This is a genomic window from Actinotalea sp. JY-7876, from assembly GCF_014042015.1.
GTDB lineage: Bacteria > Actinomycetota > Actinomycetes > Actinomycetales > Cellulomonadaceae > Actinotalea.
Window position 1 is genome coordinate 2876786 of sequence record NZ_CP059493.1, and the last position, 22752, is coordinate 2899537.

General features: G+C 74.4%; 20 protein-coding genes and 1 pseudogene. 8 read left to right on the forward strand and 13 right to left on the reverse strand.

The features are described 5' to 3' along the window. Nucleotides 1-13 precede the first annotated feature (13 nt). A complete protein-coding gene (gene metH, locus H2O74_RS13225; RefSeq protein ID WP_182112004.1) occupies nucleotides 14-3676 on the forward strand; it encodes a methionine synthase in 3663 nt (1220 codons plus the stop codon). Between the two features lie 68 nt (nucleotides 3677-3744). After that, nucleotides 3745-4737, forward strand: a complete 993-nt coding sequence (locus H2O74_RS13230; protein ID WP_182112005.1) for an LLM class F420-dependent oxidoreductase — start codon at nucleotides 3745-3747, stop codon at nucleotides 4735-4737. Between the two features lie 61 nt (nucleotides 4738-4798). On the opposite strand, the gene H2O74_RS13235 is transcribed toward H2O74_RS13230, so the two are convergent. Together H2O74_RS13235 and glmS are read right to left on the reverse strand one after the other, a co-directional pair. Further along, the gene (locus tag H2O74_RS13235; RefSeq protein ID WP_182112006.1) at nucleotides 4799-5152 is read right to left on the reverse strand and encodes a holo-ACP synthase; all 354 of its coding nucleotides are present in this window, start codon (nucleotides 5150-5152) and stop codon (nucleotides 4799-4801) included. A gap of 22 nt (nucleotides 5153-5174) precedes the next feature. Then, the gene (gene glmS, locus H2O74_RS13240; protein ID WP_182112007.1) at nucleotides 5175-7034 is read right to left on the reverse strand and encodes a glutamine--fructose-6-phosphate transaminase (isomerizing); all 1860 of its coding nucleotides are present in this window, start codon (nucleotides 7032-7034) and stop codon (nucleotides 5175-5177) included. Between the two features lie 124 nt (nucleotides 7035-7158). On the opposite strand from glmS, the gene coaA reads away from it, so the two are divergent. Further along, nucleotides 7159-8112 carry a type I pantothenate kinase gene (coaA, locus tag H2O74_RS13245; RefSeq protein WP_255491633.1) on the forward strand — a complete coding sequence of 318 codons (954 nt, stop codon included), beginning with the start codon at nucleotides 7159-7161 and terminating at the stop codon, nucleotides 8110-8112. Between the two features lie 52 nt (nucleotides 8113-8164). On the opposite strand, the gene H2O74_RS13250 is transcribed toward coaA, so the two are convergent. The 5 genes from H2O74_RS13250 to rplM form a co-directional block, all read right to left on the reverse strand. Beyond that, entirely contained in the window at nucleotides 8165-8857 is a 693-nt protein-coding gene (locus H2O74_RS13250) for a DedA family protein (RefSeq protein ID WP_255491634.1), read from the reverse strand. Nucleotides 8858-9131: 274 nt separating this feature from the next. After that, nucleotides 9132-9788, reverse strand: a complete 657-nt coding sequence (locus H2O74_RS13255) for a peptide deformylase (RefSeq protein ID WP_255491635.1) — start codon at nucleotides 9786-9788, stop codon at nucleotides 9132-9134. Next, a complete protein-coding gene (glmM, locus tag H2O74_RS13260) occupies nucleotides 9785-11140 on the reverse strand; it encodes a phosphoglucosamine mutase (protein ID WP_182112009.1) in 1356 nt (451 codons plus the stop codon). Before glmM ends, H2O74_RS13255 begins: the two co-directional genes overlap by 4 nt. Before the next feature lie 127 nt (nucleotides 11141-11267). Next, on the reverse strand, nucleotides 11268-11750 hold the full coding sequence (gene rpsI, locus H2O74_RS13265) for a 30S ribosomal protein S9 (RefSeq protein WP_182112010.1): 483 nt from the start codon (nucleotides 11748-11750) through the stop codon (nucleotides 11268-11270). Nucleotides 11751-11790: 40 nt separating this feature from the next. Further along, nucleotides 11791-12240 carry a 50S ribosomal protein L13 gene (gene rplM / locus H2O74_RS13270; protein ID WP_182112011.1) on the reverse strand — a complete coding sequence of 150 codons (450 nt, stop codon included), beginning with the start codon at nucleotides 12238-12240 and terminating at the stop codon, nucleotides 11791-11793. A gap of 313 nt (nucleotides 12241-12553) precedes the next feature. Between rplM and H2O74_RS13275 the strand changes: the two genes are divergently transcribed. From H2O74_RS13275 to H2O74_RS13285, 3 genes are read left to right on the forward strand one after another with little or no spacing between them, the layout of a single operon-like run. Then, entirely contained in the window at nucleotides 12554-13462 is a 909-nt protein-coding gene (locus H2O74_RS13275) for a hypothetical protein (protein ID WP_182112012.1), read from the forward strand. Between the two features lies 1 nt (nucleotide 13463). Next, on the forward strand, nucleotides 13464-14210 hold the full coding sequence (locus H2O74_RS13280; protein ID WP_182112013.1) for a hypothetical protein: 747 nt from the start codon (nucleotides 13464-13466) through the stop codon (nucleotides 14208-14210). Beyond that, on the forward strand, nucleotides 14207-14734 hold the full coding sequence (locus H2O74_RS13285) for a hypothetical protein (protein WP_182112014.1): 528 nt from the start codon (nucleotides 14207-14209) through the stop codon (nucleotides 14732-14734). Before H2O74_RS13280 ends, H2O74_RS13285 begins: the two co-directional genes overlap by 4 nt. On the opposite strand, the gene H2O74_RS13290 is transcribed toward H2O74_RS13285, so the two are convergent. Together H2O74_RS13290 and H2O74_RS13295 are read right to left on the reverse strand one after the other, a co-directional pair. Further along, complete coding sequence (locus H2O74_RS13290) at nucleotides 14731-16122, reverse strand: hypothetical protein (RefSeq protein WP_182112015.1); 1392 nt, start codon at nucleotides 16120-16122, stop codon at nucleotides 14731-14733. The genes H2O74_RS13285 and H2O74_RS13290 overlap by 4 nt on opposite strands. Nucleotides 16123-16153: 31 nt before the next feature. After that, the gene (locus tag H2O74_RS13295; RefSeq protein ID WP_182112016.1) at nucleotides 16154-17851 is read right to left on the reverse strand and encodes an ABC-F family ATP-binding cassette domain-containing protein; all 1698 of its coding nucleotides are present in this window, start codon (nucleotides 17849-17851) and stop codon (nucleotides 16154-16156) included. Nucleotides 17852-17911: 60 nt separating this feature from the next. On the opposite strand from H2O74_RS13295, the gene H2O74_RS13300 reads away from it, so the two are divergent. After that, nucleotides 17912-18406, forward strand: a complete 495-nt coding sequence (locus tag H2O74_RS13300) for a DUF5709 domain-containing protein (protein ID WP_182112017.1) — start codon at nucleotides 17912-17914, stop codon at nucleotides 18404-18406. A 75-nt stretch (nucleotides 18407-18481) separates the two neighbouring features. Here H2O74_RS13300 and truA read toward each other — a convergent pair whose 3' ends face one another. Continuing rightward, a complete protein-coding gene (gene truA / locus H2O74_RS13305; protein WP_182114283.1) occupies nucleotides 18482-19402 on the reverse strand; it encodes a tRNA pseudouridine(38-40) synthase TruA in 921 nt (306 codons plus the stop codon). 89 nt (nucleotides 19403-19491) lie between these two features. Here truA and H2O74_RS16730 point away from each other — a divergent pair, with 89 nt between their 5' ends. Beyond that, the gene (locus tag H2O74_RS16730; protein ID WP_223147808.1) at nucleotides 19492-20289 is read left to right on the forward strand and encodes an ROK family protein; all 798 of its coding nucleotides are present in this window, start codon (nucleotides 19492-19494) and stop codon (nucleotides 20287-20289) included. Nucleotides 20290-20348: 59 nt separating this feature from the next. Here H2O74_RS16730 and H2O74_RS13310 read toward each other — a convergent pair. The 3 genes and pseudogenes from H2O74_RS13310 to H2O74_RS13320 form a co-directional block, all read right to left on the reverse strand. Next, nucleotides 20349-21017: pseudogene (locus tag H2O74_RS13310) on the reverse strand (alpha/beta fold hydrolase); the annotation flags it as partial. Nucleotides 21018-21125: 108 nt separating this feature from the next. Beyond that, nucleotides 21126-21668, reverse strand: coding sequence for a 50S ribosomal protein L17 (gene rplQ, locus H2O74_RS13315; RefSeq protein WP_182112018.1), 543 nt, complete (start codon nucleotides 21666-21668; stop codon nucleotides 21126-21128). Between the two features lie 64 nt (nucleotides 21669-21732). Continuing rightward, entirely contained in the window at nucleotides 21733-22734 is a 1002-nt protein-coding gene (locus H2O74_RS13320) for a DNA-directed RNA polymerase subunit alpha (RefSeq protein ID WP_182112019.1), read from the reverse strand. Between the last annotated feature and the right edge of the window lie 18 nt (nucleotides 22735-22752).

The window sequence follows — 22752 nt, forward strand, 5'->3', positions numbered from 1 at the left end:
GATGGGGTGACGCATGAGTCCGAGCACTCGCTCGGAGCGCTCCGCGCGCCTTGTCGCGGAGGCTCGTGACCGGATCCTCGTGCTGGACGGCGCCTGGGGCACGATGCTGCAGCGCGCCGGTCTCGAGGAGCGGGACTTCCGTGTCGACGGCGCCGAGGAGGGCCGCAGCTACGCGGGCAACTTCGACCTGCTGCAGCTGACGCGCCCCGACGTCGTGCTCGACGTCCACCGCGCCTACCTCGACGCGGGCGCCGACATCACGAGCACCAACACGTTCAACAGCACGGTGATCTCGCAGGCCGACTACGGCACCGAGCGCCTCGTCCCGGAGATGAACGAGGCGGCGGCGCGGCTCGCGCGGCAGGCCGCCGACGAGGCCGAGGCACGCGACGGCCGGCCGCGCTGGGTCGCGGGCGCCGTCGGCCCCACGAACCGGACCGCGTCCCTGTCGCCCGACGTGGAGCGCCCGGGCTTCCGCAACGTCACGTTCGAGGACCTCGCTGCCGCCTACACCGAGCAGGTGAGCGCCCTGATCCGCGGCGGCGCCGACCTCCTGCTGGTCGAGACGGTCTTCGACACCCTCAACGCCAAGGCCGCGCTCTTCGCGTGCGAGGAGGCGTTCGCGGCGACGGGGACACGGCTGCCGATCATGCTCTCGGGGACCATCACCGACCAGAGCGGCCGGACGCTGTCCGGGCAGACGCCCGAGGCCTTCGTCATCAGCACCGAGCACGCCGACCTGTTCTCCGTCGGTCTGAACTGCGCGCTCGGTCCCGCGCTGCTGCACCCGTACCTGCGCGAGCTCGGCGGCGCGACCACGGCGCTGGTCTCCGCGCACCCCAACGCGGGGCTGCCCAACGCGTTCGGCGAGTACGAGGAGACGCCGCAGGAGATGGCGGAGGTCCTCGGACGCTTCGCGCGCGAGGGCCTGCTCAACGTGGTCGGTGGCTGCTGCGGCACGACGCCCGAGCACATCCGCGCCATCGCGGACGCCGTCGACGGCGTCGCGCCGCGCGTGCCCCCACCCCCGTCGCCCTACCTGCGCCTGTCGGGCCTCGAGCCGTTCGTGCTCACCCCCGAGACCAACTTCGTCAACGTCGGCGAGCGCACCAACATCACCGGCAGCCCGCGGTTCCAGAAGGCCGTGCTCGCGGGCGACGACGCCGCGATGGTCGCGATCGCCGCGCAGCAGGTGGCGGGCGGCGCCCAGCTCGTCGACGTCAACGTCGACGACGGCATGCTCGACGGCCCGCAGACCATGTCGCGGTTCCTCAACCTGCTCGCCGTCGAGCCGGACATCGCGCGCGTCCCCGTGATGATCGACTCCTCGGACTGGACCGTCCTCGAGTCCGGGCTGCGCCGGGTCCAGGGCAAGGCCGTCGTCAACTCGCTCTCGCTCAAGGACGGCCCCGAGGCGTTCCTGGAGCGGGCGCGGCGGGTCCGGCGCTACGGCGCCGCCGTCGTGGTCATGGCCTTCGACGAGCAGGGGCAGGCGGACACGCTCGAGCGCCGCACCGCGATCTGCGAGCGCGCGTACCGGCTGCTGGTCGACGAGGCGGGGTACCGGCCGCAGGACATCATCTTCGACCCGAACGTGCTCACCGTCGCGACCGGCATGGCGGAGCACGACGGGTACGCCCGCGACTTCATCGAGGCCGTCCGCTGGATCAAGGCGAACCTCCCCGGCGCGCTCACGAGCGGCGGCATCAGCAACGTCTCGTTCTCCTTCCGCGGCAACAACCACGTGCGCGAGGCGATGCACGCGGTGTTCCTCTCGCACGCGATCGCCGCCGGCCTCGACATGGGCATCGTCAACGCGGGCATGCTCACGGTGGAGAGCGAGATCGAGCCCGACCTGCGCGAGGCGGTGGAGGACGTCATCCTCGCGCGCCGCCCGGACGCCACGGAGCGGCTGCTCGCGCTCGCCGACTCCTACAAGAAGGTGCGCAAGGACGCACCCGAGCTGCAGGCCTGGCGCGAGCTGCCCGTGGCCGACCGCCTCTCGCACGCGCTCATCAACGGCATCGTCGAGCACGTCGCGGCCGACGCCGAGGAGGCGTACCGCGAGCTCGGCTCGCCGCTGCGTGTCATCGAGGGGCCGCTCATGGCGGGCATGGACGTCGTCGGCGACCTCTTCGGCGCCGGGAAGATGTTCCTGCCGCAGGTCGTGAAGTCGGCACGCGTGATGAAGGCCGCCGTCGCGCACCTGACGCCCTACCTCGAGGCGGAGAAGGCCGCCCGCGAGGCCGCCGGCGAGATCGAGGCACGCGGCAAGGGCACCGTCGTCATGGCCACGGTCAAGGGCGACGTCCACGACATCGGCAAGAACATCGTCGGCGTCGTGCTCGCGTGCAACGGCTACACGGTGCACGACCTGGGCGTCATGGTGCCGGCCGAGAAGATCCTCGCGGCCGCCGCCGAGCTCGGTGCCGACGTCGTGGGCGCCTCGGGCCTCATCACGCCGAGCCTGCACGAGATGGTCGCCCTCGCGGCGGAGATGGCGCGGCAGGGTCTGCGCACGCCCCTGATGATCGGCGGGGCGACGACGAGCCGGGCCCACACCGCGGTCAAGATCGACCCGGTCTACCCCCACACCGTCGTGCACGTCGCCGACGCGAGCCGCGCGGTCGGCGTGGTCGCGGACCTGCTGGCCCGCCCGGACGAGGTCGCCGCGCGCACGGCGGCCGACCACGCCGCCCTGCGCGAGCGCCACCGCGAGAAGGACCACGCGCTCGTGCCGCTGGCGGAGGCGCGCCGCCGCGCGACGCGGGTCGCGCCGCCGACGCCCCCGCCGCCGCGCGAACCGGGCCGCCACGTCGTACGCCCCGCGCTCGCCGAGCTGGTCGAGGTGATCGACTGGACGCCCCTGTTCACGAGCTGGGAGCTGCGCGGCACCTACCCCCGGATCCTGGACGACCCGCGCCAGGGCGAGCAGGCCCGCGAGCTGTTCGCCGACGCCCGGGCGCTGCTCGACGCGATGGTGCGCGAGGACCTGGTGCGCGCGGAGGGCGTCGTCGGCCTCTGGCCCGCCCGGCGGGTGGGCGACGACATCGAGGTGCACGCCGCGGGGGCTGACGCGGGCGCGCCGCTCGCCGTGCTGCACACGCTGCGCCAGCAGCGCGAGCGCGCGGGCGACCTGACGGCCCTCGCGGACTTCGTCGCGCCCGCGGGCGACCACATCGGCGCCTTCGCGGTGGCGATCCACGGCGCCGAGGAGCTCGCCGCCGGCTACGAGCGCGACGGCGACGACTACACGGCGATCCTGGTCAAGGCGCTCGCCGACCGCCTGGCCGAGGCCTTCGCCGAGTGGCTGCACCGCGAGGTCCGCACGCGCTACTGGGGCTACGCGCCCGACGAGCGGCTGCCCGTCGCCGAGCTGATCCGCGAGCGCTACGCCGGCATCCGGCCCGCCCCCGGTTACCCCGCCCAGCCCGACCACACGGAGAAGCAGACGCTGTTCGACCTGCTCGACGCGGCGCAGGTCGGGCTCGCGCTGACGTCGTCCTACGCGATGACGCCGCCGTCGGCCGTGTCCGGGGTCTACCTCGCCCACCCGGAGGCGACGTACTTCGCCGTCGGCAAGATCGGCCGGGACCAGGTCGAGGACTACGCCGCGCGCAAGGGCTGGAGCGTCGAGGAGGCCGAGCGCTGGCTGGCCCCGAACCTCGGGTACTGACGCCTCGGGTACGCCTTCGGGACCGGCGCCGGCGCGTGCGACCGCATCGTTTCGACTAGCGTGACGTCATGCGCTTCGGACTCTTCATCCCCCAGGGCTGGCGGCTCGACCTCGTCGGCATCGCACCGACCGACCAGTGGGCGGTGATGCGGGACCTCGTCCAGCACGCCGACGCCGGCACGGCATGGGAGTCGGTGTGGGTGTACGACCACTTCCACACGACGCCCGAGCCGACGCTCGAGGCCACGCACGAGGCCTGGACCCTCATGGCGGCGTTCGCCGCCGCGTCGTCGCGCGTGCGCCTCGGCCAGATGTGCACGTGCATGGCGTACCGCAACCCCGCCTACCTGGCGAAGGTCGCGGCGACGATCGACGTCGTCTCCGGCGGTCGCGTCGAGATGGGCATCGGCGCCGGCTGGTACGAGCACGAGTGGCGGGCCTACGGCTACGGGTTCCCGCGCGCCGGCGAGCGGATCGCGATGCTCGACGAGGGCGTGCAGATCATGAAGCAGGCGTGGGAGACCGGCGAGGCGACCCTGGACGGCAAGCACTACCAGGTCAGCGGCGCGCGGGTGCAGCCCCAGCCGCTGCAGGACGGCGGGATCCCGTTCTGGATCGCCGGCGGCGGCGAGAAGAAGACGCTCCGCATCGCCGCGCGGTACGCGCAGTACACGAACTTCGACGGCTCGCTGGAGGGCTTCGCGCACAAGTCCGCGATCCTCGAGCAGCACTGCCGCGAGGTCGGCACGGACTTCGGTGCGATCACGCGCTCGGCCAACTACAACGTCGTCATCGGCGCCACGCAGGCCGACGTGGACGCGAAGCTCGACTGGATCGCCGAGCACTACCGCGGCGTGCTGAGCCCCGAGAAGGCGGCCGAGGTCGACCGCCAGTTCCGGACCGGTCCCCTCGTGGGCACCCCCGAGCAGATCGTCGCCACGCTGCGCGAGCTGCAGGGCCTGGGCATGACGTACGCGATCACGTACTTCGTCGACGCCGCGTACGACCGCTCGAGCATCGAGCTCTTCGAGTCGCAGGTGGTCCCCGCGCTCGCCGACTGAGCCGACGCCGCCGTGCCGCCGCGGGACGACCCGCGGCGGCACGCGCGTCAGTCGCGCTGTGTCAGTCGCGCTCTGCGACCGCCATGGCGGACGCGATGCCGGCGTCGTGCGAGAGCGACAGGTGGAACCGGTCGACGCCGAGCTCGGCGGCTCGCGCCGCGACGGTGCCCACGATCTCGACCTCCGGCGGGCCGCCGACGACGCGACGGACGGTCGCGTCCTGCCAGCTCATGGTCCCCGGCGCGCCGAGGGCCTTGGCGATGGCCTCCTTGGCGGCGAACCGCGCCGCCAGCGACGCGGCGGGAAGGTCGCGCTCGTCGGGCGTGAAGAGCTTGGCACGCAGGCCCGGGGCGCGCTCCAACGTCGCCACGAACCGGGCGACGTCCACGACGTCGATCCCGACGCCGACGATCACGCGCGGGCCCCGGCGGGAGCCGTCACTCGACGGTGACGGACTTGGCGAGGTTGCGCGGCTGGTCGACGTCGAGGCCCTTCGCCGTGGCCAGCTCGCACGCGAAGATCTGCAGTGGCACGACGGAGACCAGCGGCGCCAGCAGCACGGGAGTCCGCGGGACGTAGAAGACCTCGTCGGCGAAGGGCAGCACGTCGGTGTCGCCCTCCTCCGCGATCACCAGCGTCCGGGCGCCCCGCGCCCGGATCTCCTGGATGTTCGAGATCACCTTGCTGTGCAGCGAGTCCCGGCCCCGCGGCGACGGCACGATGATGAAGACGGGCTGGCCCTCCTCGATCAGGGCGATGGGGCCGTGCTTCAGCTCGCCGGCCGCGAAGCCCTCCGCGTGGATGTACGCGAGCTCCTTGAGCTTCAGCGCACCCTCCATGGCCACCGGGTAGCCGACGTGGCGGCCCAGGAAGAGGACCGACCTGGCCTCGGCCATGGAACGGGCTGTCTCGCGCACGTGGTCCGCACCGTCGATCACGGTCTGCACCTTGTCGGGGATCGCGCGCAGGTCCTCGAGGATCTCGCCGATCTCGTCCGGGAACTTCGTGCCCCGCAGCTGGGCGAGGTAGAGCCCCAGCAGGTACGCGGCCGTGATCTGCGCGAGGAACGCCTTCGTGGACGCGACGGCGACCTCGGGGCCGGCGTGCGTGTACAGGACGGCGTCGGACTCGCGCGGGATGGTCGAGCCGTGGGTGTTGACGACAGCCACGACCGTGGCGCCCTGCTCGCGCGCGTGACGCACCGCCATGAGGGTGTCCATGGTCTCGCCGGACTGGGAGACGGCCACCACGAGCGTCTTGGAGTTCACCACCGGGTCGCGGTAGCGGAACTCGTGCGCGAGCTCGACCTCGACCGGGATGCGGCACCAGTGCTCGATCGCGTACTTGGCGACCTGGCCCGCGTAGGCCGCCGTCCCGCACGCGATGACCACGATCTTGTCGATCTGGCGCAGCACGGCCTCGTCGACGCGGAGCTCGTCGAGCACGAGGCGGCCCGCGTCGTCCGTGCGCCCCAGCAGGGTGTCGGCGATCGCGTGCGGCTGGTCGTGGATCTCCTTGTCCATGAAGGACGCGAAGCCGCCCTTCTCGGCGGCGGCGGCGTCCCAGTCGACCCTGAAGCGGCGCGGCTCGACGGGCATCCCGTCGAAGTCGACGACGCTCACCGTGTCGGGCGTGATGGTCACGACCTCGTCCTGCCCGAGCTCCATGGCCTCGCGCGTGTAGGCGATGAACGCGGCCACGTCGGACCCGAGGAAGTTCTCGCCCTCCCCCAGCCCGACGACGAGCGGGGAGTCGTGGCGCGTGCCGACGACGACGTCGGGCGTGTCCGCGTGGACGGCGAGCAGCGTGAACGTGCCGTGCAGGCGGCGGGCGACGGAGCGCATGGCCTCGCCGAGGTCCTGCTTCTCCTCGTACGCGCGGCCCAGCAGGTGCGCCACGACCTCGGTGTCCGTCTCGCTCGTCATGCGCACGCCGGTCGACTCGAGCTCGCTGCGCAGGGCGGAGAAGTTCTCGACGATGCCGTTGTGGATGACGGCGATCCGCCCGTCCGCCGAGACGTGCGGGTGTGCGTTGACGTCGTTCGGCGCCCCGTGCGTGGCCCAGCGCGTGTGGCCGATCGCGGCGGTGGCCGGCGGCAGCGGCTGCGCCTCGAGCTCCTGGACGAGGTTGGTGAGCTTGCCCGCCTTCTTCGCGAGCGCAAGGCCTGCCGGCGTCACGAGCGCCACGCCGGCGGAGTCGTACCCCCGGTACTCCAGGCGGGCCAGGCCGCCCATGACCACCTCGAGCGGGCGCTCGTCCGGCTGCTGGGCACCGACGTATCCCACGATTCCGCACATGGCGCCGAGTGTAGGCGGTGAGTCGCCCGGGGCGGGCACGCGCATGGCGACCCGTTCACCGCCCTGCACCGCGCCCCTCGCGCCGGATTCTGCGGGGCCCCTCGAGGAGCGGCAGAATGCGCGGGTGCCCGATGCCGCCGCCGCCCCGTCCACGCCGTACGTGGAGCTCGACCGGGCGGCCTGGAGCCGCCTCTCGGCCTCGACCCCCCTGCCGCTCACCGACGGGGACGTCACGCGGCTGCGCGGGCTCGGCGACCCCATCGACCTGGCCGAGGTCGACGCGGTCTACCGCCCGCTGTCCCGGCTGCTCGCGCTGTACGTCAACGCGACGACGGCCCTCCACGAGGCCTCCACGACCTTCCTGCGCGAGGCGCCCGGCCGCACGCCCTACGTCATCGGCGTCGCGGGCTCGGTCGCCGTCGGGAAGTCGACGACCGCGCGCGTCCTGCGCGAGCTCATGGCACGGTGGCCCGAGACTCCCCGCGTCGAGCTCGTGACGACCGACGGCTTCCTCTACCCGAACCACGAGCTCGAGCGCCGCGGTCTCATGGAGCGCAAGGGCTTCCCCGAGTCGTACGACCGCCGGGCGCTGCTCCGCTTCGTCGCCGCCGTCAAGGCCGGCCGGCCCGAGGTGCGCGCCCCCGTCTACTCCCACCTGTCCTACGACATCGTCCCGGGCGAGCACGTCGTCGTGCGCCGTCCCGACGTCCTCATCGTCGAGGGACTGAACGTCCTGCAGCCGGCGCGCGCGGTCGCCGCCGGCGGCACGAGCATCGCCGTGAGCGACTTCTTCGACTTCTCCATCTACGTCGACGCGCGCACGGCCGACGTGCGCCGCTGGTACGTGGACCGCTTCCTCAGCCTGCGCGCGACGGCCTTCGCGGACCCGGAGTCGTTCTTCCACCGCTTCGCGTCGCTCACCGACGAGCAGGCCGTGGCGCGCGCCGAGCAGATCTGGGACTCGATCAACGCCCCGAACCTCGAGCAGAACATCCTGCCGACCCGCGGTCGCGCGACGCTCGTGCTGCGCAAGGGCGCCGACCACGCCGTGGAGCGGGTGCGGCTGCGCAAGCTCTGAGGCGGGCCGGCGCCGTCGTACCGGTGGGCTCAGGGCCCGCGCCGGCGACAGCTCAGGCCTCGGGCCTCACCGCGGCGGCCCTGACGGGCGCTCCGGAGCCGCCCGGTCGGTCGGCGAGGGACCGGGCGGCGCGCTCAGATCGCCCCAGGCGACGCCGGATGAACCAGGCGATCACGGGATCGAGCGCGAACCCGAGCGCGAGCCCGCCGGCCACGCCGACCGCCACGGCCAGGATCGTGTTGTCCCCCAGCCAGGCGCCGGCGCCGACGCCGAGCAGCACCGAGTACGCGGCCCAGCTCACGGCCGCGATGGCCGCGAGCACGGTGAAGCGGACGCGGGAGAAGCCCACCGCACCCGCCGTCATGTTCACCGCGACCCGACCCACGGGCACGTACCGGGCGGCGATGATGAAGGCGGCGCCGCGGTCCGCCAGCGCGCGGTCCGCCCAACGCAGGGCCCGCTGCTGGCGTTTGCCACGCATCATCCGCAGGTCGCCCACGGGCAGCCGGCGGCCCAGCGAGTACGCGATCTGGTCCCCCGTGAAGGCGCCCGCCGCGGCGACGGCCCCCAGGATCCAGAGGTTCGGGACGCCCTCGGCCATCGCGGTCGCGGCCAGCGCGATGATGACCGACTCGCTCGGCACCGGGGGGAAGAACCCGTCGATGGTGGCGAAGGCGTAGAGCGCCACGAAGACCCACGGCGTGCTCGACAGCGCGACGACCCAGTCGGCCAGTCCTTCCAGCACGTCATCAGCTCCTGGGTCTCGGTGCGCCCACCCGGGCGGCTCGGGTGATCGGCTCGGTCCACGTCGTCGCGAAGCCGTCTGCTCCCTGGACCCACGGTAGAGGGCGGGAGCGACGGGCCGACATCGGGATAACCCCCTATTCCCGCTCAGGGTTCCCCGATCCGGCCACCGGTGTGCTCGACCAGCATCGCAAGGTCTCGCCGCTCTCGACGTCGTCCTCACGGATGAGCCCGCGGCGCCCCGTGCGACCCCTCCGCCCCCGGACGGGACGCGGTCAGGTGAGCGGGAACCCGAGCTCGGCGGCGGCGCGCTCGGGTGTGAGGTCACCGGCCCACCGCGCCGCCTGCGCGGGCGACACGAGCGAGCGCATCTGGGCCACGTCGACGTACAGGCGCCCCGCCAGGTGGTCCGTCTCGTGCTGCACGATGCGGGCCGGCCACCCGTGCAGCACCTCGTCGAGCGGCAGCCCGCGCTCGTCGGCCCCCGTGAGCCGCACCGAGCGCCACCGCGGCGTCGCCGCCTGCCAGCCCTGGACGCTGAGGCAGCCCTCGTAGAACGTCACCTGCTCGGTGCCGACCGGCTCGTACGCGGGGTTCACCAGGACGCGGAACGGCACCGGGGTCCGCTCGCGCACGCGGGCGCTGTCCGGGTCCGCCGCCCACCCGTCCTCGACGACGGCGATCGCGACGCCGAGACCGACCTGCGGCGCCGCCAGCCCGACGCCGGGGGCCGCGTGCATCGTCGCCCGCATCGCCGTCAGGAGCGCCGCGAGGACGTCGTCCGGGAGCTGCCCGTCGTAGCGCGTCGCCGGGCGGCGCAGCACCGGGTCGCCCGCCTGGACGATCGGCAGGGGCAGGCCCCCCTCGAGCAGGCGCTCGACCTGCGCACGCAGGTCCGCGGCCCCCAGCGGGGCGTCGACCGCGGCCGTCACAGCGCCAGCCGCTCCCGGACCACGTCGGCGAGCCGGTGCGCGACCCGGTCGGCCTGCTCCTGGTCGGCCGCCTCGACCATGACGCGGACCACCGGCTCCGTGCCCGAGGGGCGAAGGAGCACGCGGCCCGTCTCGCCCAGCTCCGCCTCGGCGGCGCTGACGGCCGCGAGCAGGCCGTCGTCCGACGCCGCCCGGCCGCGGTCCACGCCCGCCACGTTGAGCAGGATCTGCGGCAGCCGCGGGACCGTCTGGGCGAGCTCGGCGAGCGAGCGACCGCTGGCGGCCACCCGGGCCGCCAGGTGGAGCGCCGTGAGCGTGCCATCGCCCGTCGTGGCGTGCTCGGCCATGATCAGGTGCCCGGACTGCTCGCCACCGAGGCTGAAGCCGCCCGTGCGCATCGCCTCGAGGACGTAGCGGTCGCCCACGGCGGTCTGGACGGTGCGGATCCCCGCCGCGGTCATCGCGAGCTGCAGGCCCAGGTTGCTCATGACCGTGATGACGAGGGTGTCGTCGACGAGCTCGTCGCGCTCGCGGAGCGCGACGGCCAGGATGCCCATGATCTGGTCGCCGTCGACCAGCTCGCCGCGGTGGTCGACGGCCAGGCAGCGGTCGGCGTCGCCGTCGAAGGCCACCCCGAGGTGCGCGCCTGCAGCGACCACGGCGGCCTGCAGCTGCTCGGGGTGCGTCGACCCGCACTTCTCGTTGATGTTGCGCCCGTCGGGCGAGGCGTTGATGACGACGACGTCGGCCCCGGCCGCGCGCAGGGCCGCGGGCCCGACCTCGCTCGCCGCGCCGTTGGCGCAGTCGACGGCGATCCGCATGCCCTCGAGCGCGGTGGCACCGCCGGGCAGCGTGGAGATCAGGTGGTCGATGTAGCGCTCGCCGGACGCGCCGTCCATGGCGATCCGCCCGACGGCGGCGCCGACCGGGCGTTCCCAGGCCTCGCCGATGCGCCGCTCGATCGCGTCCTCGACGTCGTCGGGCAGCTTCTGGCCGCCGCGCGCGAAGAACTTGATCCCGTTGTCAGGCATGGGGTTGTGCGAGGCGGACAGCATCACCCCGAGGTCCACGTGGAGCGCGCCCGTGAGGAAGGCGACGGCCGGCGTCGGCAGCACGCCGACGTTGAGGACGTCGACGCCCGCGCTGGCCAGGCCCGCGGCGACCGCGGCCGACAGGAACTCCCCCGACGCGCGCGGGTCACGCCCGATCACGGCCCGGGGCCGGTGCCCCTCGAACGCCCCCTGGGACGCGAGCACGTGCGCCGCGGCGACCGCGACGTCGAGCGCGAGCTCCGCCGTCACGTCGCGGTTCGCGAGCCCACGCACCCCGTCGGTACCGAACAACCGACCCATCAGACCTCCTCGTCGCACCGACTGTTGCACACGCCACCGCCGTCCGGGCGCATGCGGCGCACGAGACGGCCCCGTCACGACCGACGGCCCCGATGGAGACCATCGGGGCCGTCGGTGGAACGGTCTGTCAGCGCTTGGAGTACTGGGGCGCCTTGCGGGCCTTCTTGAGCCCGGCCTTCTTGCGCTCGACCACACGCGCGTCACGCGTGAGGAAGCCGGCCTTCTTGAGCGCCGCGCGGTTGTGCTCCGCGTCGATCTCGTTGAGGGCACGGGCCACGCCGAGGCGCAGGGCGCCGGCCTGACCGCTCACGCCGCCACCGACGATGCGCGCGACCACGTCGAAGCGACCCTCGACGTCGACCAGCTTGAGCGGGCTGTTGACCAGCTGCTGGTGCACCTTGTTCGGGAAGTAGTCCTCGAGCGTCCGGCCGTTGATCTTCCACTGGCCGGTGCCGGGGACGAGGCGGACGCGGGCGACGGCCTCCTTGCGGCGGCCGAGGGCCTGGCCCGGAGCCGTCAGGCTCTGGCCACGGCCGGTGGGGGCGGCGGTCTCGGAGGTGTAGCTGCTGGGCGTCTCGTCCTCAGCGATGTCCACGGTGGTGTCGGCCACGAGTGATTGTCCTCAGTTCGGGGTGGGCGTCGGCAGCGGCTCAGGCCTGCTGCGTGACCTGGGTGATCTCGAAGGGCTTCGGCTGCTGCGCCGAGTGCGGGTGCTCGGGGCCGGCGTAGACCTTGAGCTTGCTCATCTGGGCACGCGAGAGCGACGTCTTGGGGAGCATGCCGCGGACGGCCTTCTCGACGACGCGCTCGGGCTTCTTCTCCAGCAGCTCGCCGATCGGCGTGGCACGCAGACCGCCCGGGTAGCCGGAGTGGCGGTAGGCGAGCTTCTGCTCGCGCTTGTTGCCGGTCAGGGCGACCTTGGCCGCGTTGATGACGATGACGAAGTCACCGCCGTCGACGTGCGGGGCGAACGTGGCCTTGTGCTTCCCGCGGAGCAGGGTGGCGACGTGGGTGGCGAGCCGGCCGAGGACGACGTCGCTCGCGTCGATGACGTGCCAGGTCCGCTCGACGTCGCCGGGCTTCGGGGTGTACGTGCGCACGGTCGTAGCCTTCGTTTCCTGTAGCTGAATGAGGTGCATCGCGCTCCGGCGTCAGGCCGGGGCTCCGATGGTGGTCGCCTGCGCCTCCGCGGCAGGCCCGGCGGTCAGGACCTCTGAGGGCTGACCGCGCGCGGGCGCTCCACAAGGGGACGCATAACGACGTCCCAGAGTACCCGGCGCCGGCCGCGTGGGCAAAACCGCGTCCGGCAGCCCCCCGGATCGCTCGGACGGGCGACCTCGTCGGGTGCCCGCGCGCGGCCGGTTCCACTAGCGTGACGGCGCCGGCGCGTCACCGGCGGGAGGGGGGAGACGAATGTCCGAGCTCAGCGTGGAGGTCGGCGCGCTCGACCTCGTCCGCCAGCTGGCGGAGCGCCAGGCGGGGCACCTGCGGGCGATCCGCGACCACCTGGACGCCCACACGACGCTCTCCGGCGTGGGTGGTGCCGTGATGCTCTGCCTGCGCGGCCAGTACGACGAGGGTCGCCGCGTCGCGCTCGAGGGTTTCGAGCAGGGCGTGCGCATCTGCGAGAACGTGGCCGAGCAGGCCGCCGCGACGCGACGCGACTACGTCGCCGCCGACCGCGCCGCCTGGACGCGCCTGCAGGCCCTCGCGCAGGAGCTGGGCGTCAGCGTCCCGCCCTTCAGCGACCCGGGGTCACCCGACCTCGGGCCTCCCGGCGGCCCGGCGGCGGAGCCGGGCGCGCAGGACGACTCGGTGGCCCCGTGGTCGCGCATGACACCCGAGGCGCTGCGCCCCGGTGTCGACGGGGCCCGCACCGCCACCACGACCGGGGTCAAGCGCATCGACGCGCCGCCGTCCAACCCGTTCGGGCCGATCTCCCTGCGCTACCCGGCCGACCAGGGCATGAGCCACCTCACGGACCGGTACTGGGACCGGCGGGACGAGCAGACCCCGTTCGGGTCGACGAGCAGCGCTCGCGACCGCTACGAGCAGGCGCAGATGCGCCGCTTCGCGGAGGGCTACGACCGCGGCACGCAGGCCACGGGAGCCGGCTCGCTGACCCACCACTCCCCCTGGTCGCAGGACCGCATGACGACGCGCACGACGCAGGCCGGCCTCGACGTCTACGGCACGGTGACGTCCGCGCGCGGGGCGTGGAACGCGATCGAGCGGCTCGACCAGCAGGCCGACGGGCGCGACGTCGTGACGTCGGTCGCCACGGGCCGGGACAACACGGCGAACGCCGCGTGGGCGGAGTGAGATGACGATCACCGAGGTGCACGATCCGCGGACCGCGCTCGTCGCGCCGTCCGGGCCGGCGCAGGACTTCGCCGACTCGCTGCGGTGGAAGGCGGGCCCCCTCCTCGGCGGTCTGGACTGGCTGGTCGAGCAGCTCACGGGCACGTCGGCGATCGCGGCCCTCGTCGAGCCGCTCTCCGGCGACTGGGTCGGGCTCGAGAAGGGCGCTCAGGCATGGGGCCACTCCGCCCAGGCGAGCCTCTCCGTGGCCGCGAACTACGCCGCGCTCACCACCTCGGTCGCGCCGCAGTGGGACGGCATCGCGGCCGACGCCTTCATCGAGCGCGTCGGCTCGATCGCCGAGGGGTACGCGCAGTACGCCGACGGCTGCACCGCCATGCGGGAGGTCACCGAGGCGCTGCTCGACCTGTGCAAGGCCACGGCCGAGGCGATCGCCGGGATCCTCGGGTTCATCGGGGACTACCTCACGCGCCTGATGATCGAGGCCTCGATCCCCGTCGTCGGCTGGGTCGCCGGGGCCATCGACGGCGCCGTGTCGGGCGCCATGCTGCTCCGGAAGCTGGAGCGCGGCTACCGCCTCCTGCAGAAGGTCCTCGAGTTCGTCGAGCGCTTCCGCGAGGTGCTGCTCGCGCTGCAGAAGGTGGCCTACGCGATCATGATCCTCGCGCGCGCCACCACGGCGGTCGTGGACACCCAGGCCGTGGCCGCCGGCGACCGCGCCACCTCGACCGCCTTCGGGGTCCGGTGAGCACCCGCACGCCGGGCGGCGTCCCGGGCAACCCCGACGTCACCGCGCTGCTGGCGGACCTGCGCGCCGCCACCGCCTCGGTGCGTGCGGTCGCGGCGCAGCAGGAGCAGGAGCGCCAGGCGTTCGCCGCGCAGACCGCGCGCCAGGAGGAGGAGCGGGCGAAGGCGGCGCGCGCCGGTGAGCTCGGCCCCGACTGGCGCACGCTGCAGCAGCGCATCGACCTGGGGCAGACGTCCCTGGCCGCCATCCTCGCGGGGGCCGACGAGCACCCCGCCGCGCAGCGCGTGCTCGACCACGCGATGGACCGCATGGTGGAGATCCGCGAGGAGATCGTCACGGCGCTCGCGCAGGACGACGCCGTCGACCCCCGGCGGGAGCGCCCGGCCGGCGCCGACGAGGTCGTCTCCGCGGCGGCCGACGCGCAGGCCGCCGCGGACGAGATCGCCCGGACCCTCGCGCGCCTGCGTGAGCGCGCCGTCGAGGACGGCGGCGCGGACCCGTTCGGCCGGGGCCCGCTCGCCTAGGACCGCTCCTCGCGCGGGCCGAGGAACGTGCGGGGCCTGCGGCGCCGGCGCGGCCGCCCGGTCGCCACGCGCTGGTCCCAGTCGAGCTGGCGCACGCGGCGCCCGTCGTCGATCGTCGACAGCCCGCCGACGACCCGCTGCAGGCCGAGGGCCGCGAGCGCGAACAGCGTTCCCATGACGAGCACGTCGGCGGTCGAGCTGCGCGTCAGCGAGCGCGCGACCGGCTCCTGCACCACCACGCGCACCGTGTCGCCGACCGCCAGCGGGTGCGTGCCGGCCGGCAGGCGCACCTCGTCGCCGTCGGCCGTGCGGACGGTCGCCTCGTAGGTCGAGGCGACGTCGAGACCGAGGCGCCCGAGCAGCGCGTCCCGCCCGCGCAGGTCCGCCGTCACGTCGACGACGGTCGCTGTCACCGGCCCGGGCTCCCACGGCCACGCGACCCGCTCCGCGGGGAGCCGGCCGAACCCGGCGAACGTCCCGGTCCACAGCACGAGCACGCCCACCAGGACGCGCGCGGCACCGACGACCGGCCCCTCGTCCTGCGCGTGGGCCAGCACCCGCGGGACGGACGCCCAGCCGCGCCCGAGCGGCCGCTGCGGGACCCCGGCGTCGACGTGGCCGGTCACGAGCATCTGGCCGAGCGTGACGCCGGGGCCGAGCCGCACGCCCCCGTCGCGCGGCCACGGCGGCCCGAGCGACGAGCCCACCGGCGCGGCGGCCGCCGTGGCGAACCGGCCGGGCACGACCAGCCGCCCGAGCTGCACGCACGTCCACGCGACGGCCCAGCCGACGGCGGCCGGCACGCTCAGCGGCAGGACGACGAGCAGCAGCACGCGGTCGAGCGCCCCGGTGCGGCCGCGGCGCACACCGGCCGTGCTCAGGCGCAGCGCCCCCGTCCAGGCCGCGAGCACGGCGGGCAGCGCGAGGAACAACGGCAGCAACCGGGCGTCCCCGCTGCGCACGTCGCGCCGCACGGCCTCGACGAGGCGCTCCCGGCCGGCCGGGTCCTGGTAGTCCTCCGCGGCGGCCAGCACGTGCGTCACGCGCCATCCGCGCAGCACGACCGGCCGCGCGGGCGCCGTCGTGGCGACCCAGCAGGTCGGGGGCGCGACGCCGGCGGCGCGGGCCACCGCCGCGACCGCGAGCACGTCGGCGCCGTCCGCGGGCGACGGGACCCCGCCCGCGAGCGCGAGGAGGGCCGAGCGGCTCGCCGACCACGACCACACGAGGAGCGCGACCGGGCCGAGGGCGACCAGGGCGCCGGCGACCTCGTTCGCCGGCTGCAGCACGGGCATCAGCAGCGGCATGGGTCCGGCGGCGGCGAGACCCACGAGCCAGCCGAGCACGAGGCCGACCACCACGACCCGGAGCCAGCGCAGGACGACCACGGGGCGACCGTAGCCGACGACGGGGTCGCGGTCAGCGCACGCGCTGCACCCGTCCGGTGTCCCAGACCGGCTCGACGGTCTCCAGCACCTCGCCGTCGGCGCCGAACACCAGGAACCGGTCGAAGCCGCGCGCGAACCAGCGGTCGTGGGTCACCGCCACGACGGTGCCCTCGAAGGCGGCCAGCCCGCGCTCGAGCGCCTCGGCCGAGTGCAGGTCGAGGTTGTCGGTGGGCTCGTCGAGGAGCAGGAGGGTCGCCCCGCCCAGCTCGAGCAGGAGGATCTGGAACCTGGCCTGCTGGCCGCCCGACAGGGTCCCGTAGCGCTGCTCGGCCGCGGCCACGAGCTCGTACCGGTCGAGCGCCTTGCTCGCCTGCTCGCGTCCCATGCCCATGCGACTGCCCTCGCCCCGGTGCAGGATCTCGAGCAGGGTGCGGTCCGCGAGCTCGGGGTGCATGTCGTTCTGCGCGAACCACCCCGGCCGCACCCGGGAGCCGAGCGTGACGCGGCCGGTGTGCGCCACGGCCGCCGGCCGGGAGCCGGCGGGAGCACCCTCGTGCACCGGCGCGTGCTCGCGGTCCGGGTCGGTGCCGCCGGCCGCGAGCAGGCGCAGGAAGTGCGACTTGCCCGAGCCGTTGGAGCCGAGCACGGCGACGCGCTCCCCGAACCAGAGCTCCGCGTCGAACGGGCGCATGAGCCCGGTGAGCTCGAGGCGCTCGGCGACGACGGCGCGCTTGGCGGTGCGGCCGCCGACGAGGCGCACCCGCACGTCCTGCTCGCGCGCCAGCAGGGGCGGCGGGCCGGCCTCCTCGAACTTGCGCAGGCGCGTCTGCGCCGCGGAGTACCGCGAGGCCAGGCCGTCGTTGAAGGCGGCCCTGGTCTTGAGCGTGTGGACGAGGTCACGCAGCTTCGCGTGCTCCTCCTCCCAGCGGCGCGTCAGCTCCTCGGCGCGCGCGACGCGGGCCGCACGCGCCTCGCCGAAGGTCGCGAAGCCGGCTCCGTGCACCCAGATCGTCGAGCCGGCGACGGACGGCTCGATGCTCGCGACATGCGTCGCGGTGCGCGAGAGCAGCTCGCGGTCGTGGCTGACGAACAGGACCGTCCTGCCCGAGGCGACCAGGGCGTCCTCGAGCCACCGCTTGGCCGGCACGTCGAGGTAGTTGTCGGGCTCGTCGAGCAGGAGGACCTCGTCGGGCCCGCGCAGGAGCGCCTCCAGGACGAGCCGCTTCTGCTCCCCTCCGGACAGCGTGCGCACCTCACGGTGCTGCGCGCGCTCGAACGGCAGCGACAGGACGGCCTCGGTCACGCGCTCCCAGCCGACCTCGGCGTCGTACCCGCCGACGTCGGCCCAGTCGGCCAGCGCCTGCGCGTACCGCATCTGGGTGGGGGTGTCGTCGGTCTCCAGCATCGCCAGCTCCGAGGCGGAGAGCTCCGCGGCGGCGTCGCGGACCGCCGCGGGCGCGAGGGATGCCAGGAGGTCCCGCACCGACCGCTCGTCCGCGATCCGGCCGACGTGCTGCCGCATGACGCCGAGGCCGCCGCTGCGGGACACCGTGCCGGCGTGGGGCGCCTCGTCGCCGGCCGCGATCCGCAGGAGGGTCGTCTTGCCGGCCCCGTTCGGTCCGACGAGCGCGACCCGCGCACCCTCGCCGACCCGCAGGTCCACGCCCGCGAGCAGCGGCCGGCCGTCGGGCAGCACGTAGCCGATGCCGCTGAGGTCCAGGTGTCCCATGACGTCCAGTCTCCCGCAGGTCCGGATGCGTCAGGACGCGGCCGGTGCGACGGTAGGGCCATGAGCACGTATGGCGACACCAGCGCGACCATGCCCGACCCGGAGAGCGCGGCGGAGGGCGACACCAACCAGCTGCAGCAGGACGACACGCTCCTGGACCGCGGCGTCGACAGCATCCTCGACGAGGGCTACTCGCCGCCCGAGCGCCGGCCCCAGTACCACCGCCTCGAGACGGAGGTCGAGCAGCTCGAGGGCGAGACGCTCGACGAGCGCCTCGCGCAGGAGGTGCCCGACGTCTGGGAGACGCAGGACGAGCCGCGCCCCTCCTCCGACGAGCCCGACCGGGCCGGTCGCCTCGAGGCCGCCGACTCGGAGCCCTCGGGTGCTGCGGCGACGAGCGTCATGGCGCAGGACGTCGGGATCGCGGGCAGCGCGGCCACCGCCGAGGAGGCCGCCGTGCACGTCGTCGACGAGGAGCTGGACGCCCGGGGCGCCACGTCCGACGACGGCGAGGTCCCGCCCGCGGGGCCCGTCACCACCGAGCGCATCCAGTAGGAGCCCACGGCCGCCGCGCAACCACGACGACGCCCCGGCGAGGACCCCACGGTCCGCGCCGGGGCGTCGTGCGTCTCAGCTCGTCCGGGCGGCCGGTCCGCTCGCGGCGTCGGCGCCCGCGCGGCGGGCCCGGGTCCGTGCCGCGCGCGCCGCGAGCTCCGCGTCGGGCGGGTACGCCACCTCCTCCAGGCACAGCCCGCCTGCGGGGGCCACGACGCCCTCGCGCCGGCCGCTGGCGAGCAGCCCGGCGGGCCAGTCCGCCGGGCGGCGCCCATCCCCCACGGCCGTCAGCGCGCCCACGAGCGCGCGCACCATGCTGTGGCAGAAGGCGTCGGCCTGCACGCCCACCACCACGAGGCCGACGTCGGGGCCGTGCGCGGGGCGCTCGACGGTGAGCACCTGCAGGGTGCGGATCGTCGTGGCCCCCTCCCGCGGCCGGCAGAAGGCCGCGAAGTCGTGCCGCCCGACGAGCGCCGCCGCCGCCTCCTGCATCGCCGCGGCGTCCAGGGCCACGCGGTGGCGCACGACGAGGTGGCGACGCAGCGGGTCCACGCGCGCCGGGTCGTCGGCGATCCGGTACGCGTAGCGCCGGTGCAGCGCGGAGAACCGCGCGTCGAAGCCCGGGGCCGCGGGCGCCGCCCGGTGCACGACCACGTCGGGCGGCAGCACGCCGGCGAGTCTGCGCACGAGCGCCTCCCCGGGCTCGCTCGTCATGCGCCCGCGCACGGCGTCCCACGCCGCGGGGTCGAGGTCCACGTGCGCCACCTGCCCGCGCGCGTGCACGCCCGCGTCGGTCCGGCCGGCCACCGTCAGGCGCGGCGGCGGGCAGCGCAGGACGGTCCCGAGGGCGGCCTCGAGCGTGCCCTGCACCGTGCGCAGCCCGGGCTGGGTGGCCCAGCCGGCGAACTCCGTGCCGTCGTACGCCAGGTCGAGGCGCACCCGCAGGGTCGCCGTCGCGCCGGAGGGCCCGTCGGGGGCCCCGGCCTCGCGGGACACGGCGTCGAGGGTCACGGCATCGGTCGTCACGGCGTCGGGCAGCGGATCGGCACTCACGGCGCCACGCTAGCCGCCGCTACTGTCGCCGGGTGACCACCTCCTCGGCGCCCGGCCCGCGCACGCTCGCGGTCGACTGCGGCGGCGGGGGCATCAAGGTCTCCGTGCTCGACGCCGCGGGCACGATGCACGTCCCGCCGGTGCGCGTCCCGACCCCGTACCCGCTCCCCCCCGAGCGGCTCGTGAGCACCGTCGTGGAGCTGGCCGCGTCCCTCCCGCCGGCCGACCGCACGACCGTGGGCATGCCCGGCATGATCCGGCACGGCGTCGTCATCGCCACCCCGCACTACGTGACCACCGCGGGCCCCCGGACCCGGGTGGACCCCGACCTCGTCGCCGCGTGGGCGGGCGTGGACATGGAGTCCGCCCTGCGGCGCGCCCTCGGGCACCCCGTCCTGGTGCTCAACGACGCCGAGGTGCACGGCGCGGGCGTCGTGTCCGGCAGCGGTCTCGAGCTCGTCCTCACCCTGGGCACCGGCCTCGGCTCGGCGCTGTTCGACGGCGGCGCCCTGGCCCCGCACCTGGAGCTCTCCCACGCCCCCGTGCGGCGCGGCACCACCTACGACGCGTACCTGGGCGAGCACGAGCGGCGCCGCCTCGGCGACGGGCCGTGGTCGCGCCGCGTGCGCCGCGCGATCGAGGGTCTGCGGCCCGTGGTCCTGTGGGACCGGCTCTACCTGGGCGGCGGCAACGGTCGCCTCGTGCGCCCGGCGGTGCTCGCCGCCCTGGGCGACGACGTCGTGGTCGTGCCGAACTCCGCGGGCATCGTCGGCGGGGTCCGGGCGTGGTCGCTGCGCTCCCCCGGCGACCGGTCCGCACCCCCTGGCTGAGCCGCGGCCTCGACGGCGTCCACCTCGGCGGCCGCCGCGAGCAGCACGCGGTTGAACTCGACCGGGCGGACGAGGCTGACGAGGTGCGTCGCGCGCGGGATCGTGACGAGCCGCGCCGTCGGGCACGCGGCCACGTACGAGCGCTCCTGGGTCCGGAAGTGGTCCCACGCCCCGTTGACGACCCAGACCGGGCACCGCAGCGTCGCGAGGTCCTCGAGCGGCCGGAGCCGCCGCACCGCGCCGAGCATGTCGACCATGACGTCGAGCGCGTAACCACCCTCGGCCAGGTCGAGCGCCGCCTGCCGCGGCAGCGCCCGGTCCACGGCGAGCTGGTTCAGCCGCGCGCCCTGGTCGGGCAGCCGCGCGATGATCCGCGCGAGGCGCTCCCAGGCGCCCGTCACGGGGATGTCCGGCACGGTGCTGCAGCCCGCGGCCACGAGCCCCGCGACCCCGTCGGGACGCCGCGCGGCCGCGGCGATGCCGACGTACCCGCCCAGCGACAGACCGACCAGCAGCACACGCCCGCCGAGCTCGGCGATCCCGTCGTCGACCGCCGCGAGGCTGGACTCCACCGTGAACGTCTCGCCGCGTCGCCGGCCGTGCCCGGGCAGGTCGATCGCCAGGGCGCGACGCCCGGAGCGTTCGAGCGCCTCGACCTGCGCGCGCCACATGGTGCGCGAGGCTCGCGCGCCGTGCAGCAGGAGCACCGGGACCGGTGGCGTCGTCACGTCACCACGCTACGTCAGGCCTCCGCGGGCGACGGCCGCCGGGAACGACGCAGGGCCCGGACCGTGACGGTCCGGGCCCTGCGTCGTGCTGCGACACGCGTCGCGAGGTCAGGCCTTGGCGGCGTCCTCGTCCTGCGTGGCCTCCTCGGCCGTCGTCGGCTCGTCCGTGGTGTCCTGGACGTCGGTCGTGTCCTGGACCTCCTCGGCGGGCGCGGCGGCCGGCGCGGCCTTCTTCGGCGCGGCCTTCTTCGTGGCCTTCTCGGCCTCGCGCACGGTCGCCTGCTTCGGGCTCACCGGCTCCATGACGAGCTCGATGACCGCCATGGGGGCGTTGTCGCCCTTGCGGGAGCCGATCTTGGTGATGCGCGTGTAGCCACCCTGACGCTCGGCCATGGCGGGCGCGATCTCCGTGAAGAGCTCGTGCACGACGCTCTTGTCCCGCACGGTCGCCAGGACGCGGCGGCGCGCGTGCAGGTCCCCGCGCTTGGCGAACGTGATGAGACGCTCGGCGAGCGGGCGGAGCCGCTTCGCCTTGGTCTCGGTGGTCGTGATCCGGCGGTGCTCGAACAGGCTCGTCGCCAGGTTGGCGAGCATGAGCCGCTCGTGCGCCGGACCGCCGCCGAGCCGCGGACCCTTGGTGGGCGTAGGCATGGTCTGTACTCCTCAGTTCTCGAAGATCACCGGACCGACCGCACGGGGCCGGTCCGCCACGGCGTCAGGACAGCTCGTCCTCGGTGAAGTCACCGTCGTAGTAGTCGGCGGTGGAGGGGTCGAAGTCGATCGGGCTGTCCTTGAGCGACAGGCCGAGCCCGGCGAGCTTCTCCTTGACCTCCGTGATCGACTTCGCGCCGAAGTTGCGGATGTCCAGGAGGTCCGCCTCGCTGCGCGCCACGAGCTCGCCCACCGAGTGGATGCCCTCGCGCTTGAGGCAGTTGTACGAGCGGATCGTGAGCTGCAGCTCCTCGATCGGCAGCGCCAGGTCGGCGGCGAGCGCGGCGTCCGTCGGCGACGGGCCGATCTCGATGCCCTCGGCCTCGACGTTGAGCTCGCGCGCCAGGCCGAACAGCTCGACCAGCGTCTTGCCGGCGGAGGCCAGCGCGTCGCGCGGCGTGATCGCGGCCTTGGTCTCGACGTCGACGATGAGCTTGTCGAAGTCCGTGCGCTGCTCGACACGGGTCGCCTCGACCTTGTAGGTCACCTTGAGGACGGGCGAGTAGATCGAGTCGATCGGGACGCGGCCGATCTCGGCCTCGTACGACTTGTTCTGCTGCGCCGAGACGTAGCCACGGCCGCGCTCGACCGTGAGCTCGACCTCGAGCTTGCCCTTGGCGTTCAGCGTCGCGATGTGCAGGTCGGGGTTGTGCACCTCGACACCGGCCGGCGGCGTGATGTCCGCGGCCGTGACGGCGCCCGGACCCTGCTTGCGCAGGTACATCACGACGGGCTCGTCGTTCTCCGAGGAGACGACGAGCTCCTTGATGTTGAGGATGATCTCGGTGACGTCCTCCTTGGCCCCGCTGACGGTGCTGAACTCGTGCAGCACGCCGTCGATGCGGATGGACGTCACGGCAGCACCCGGGATGGACGACAGGAGCGTCCGGCGCAGGGAGTTGCCGAGGGTGTAGCCGAAGCCGGGCTCGAGCGGCTCGATGACGAACCGCGAGCGGTGCTCGGAGACGACCTCTTCGGTCAGGGTGGGGCGCTGTGCGATGAGCACGGTGTGTTCCTCTCAGTG

Excerpts from the sequence above, each read along its gene's own strand:
- H2O74_RS13275 (WP_182112012.1), top strand. The coding sequence starts at position 12,554 with ATGTCCGAGCTCAGCGTGGAGGTCGGCGCGCTCGACCTCGTCCGCCAG.
- rplQ (WP_182112018.1), bottom strand. The coding sequence starts at position 21,668 with ATGCCTACGCCCACCAAGGGTCCGCGGCTCGGCGGCGGTCCGGCGCAC.
- H2O74_RS13300 (WP_182112017.1), top strand. The coding sequence starts at position 17,912 with ATGAGCACGTATGGCGACACCAGCGCGACCATGCCCGACCCGGAGAGC.
- metH (WP_182112004.1), top strand. The coding sequence starts at position 14 with ATGAGTCCGAGCACTCGCTCGGAGCGCTCCGCGCGCCTTGTCGCGGAG.
- H2O74_RS13295 (WP_182112016.1), bottom strand. The coding sequence starts at position 17,851 with ATGGGACACCTGGACCTCAGCGGCATCGGCTACGTGCTGCCCGACGGC.
- H2O74_RS13280 (WP_182112013.1), top strand. The coding sequence starts at position 13,464 with ATGACGATCACCGAGGTGCACGATCCGCGGACCGCGCTCGTCGCGCCG.
- glmM (WP_182112009.1), bottom strand. The coding sequence starts at position 11,140 with ATGGGTCGGTTGTTCGGTACCGACGGGGTGCGTGGGCTCGCGAACCGC.
- H2O74_RS13230 (WP_182112005.1), top strand. The coding sequence starts at position 3,745 with ATGCGCTTCGGACTCTTCATCCCCCAGGGCTGGCGGCTCGACCTCGTC.
- glmS (WP_182112007.1), bottom strand. The coding sequence starts at position 7,034 with ATGTGCGGAATCGTGGGATACGTCGGTGCCCAGCAGCCGGACGAGCGC.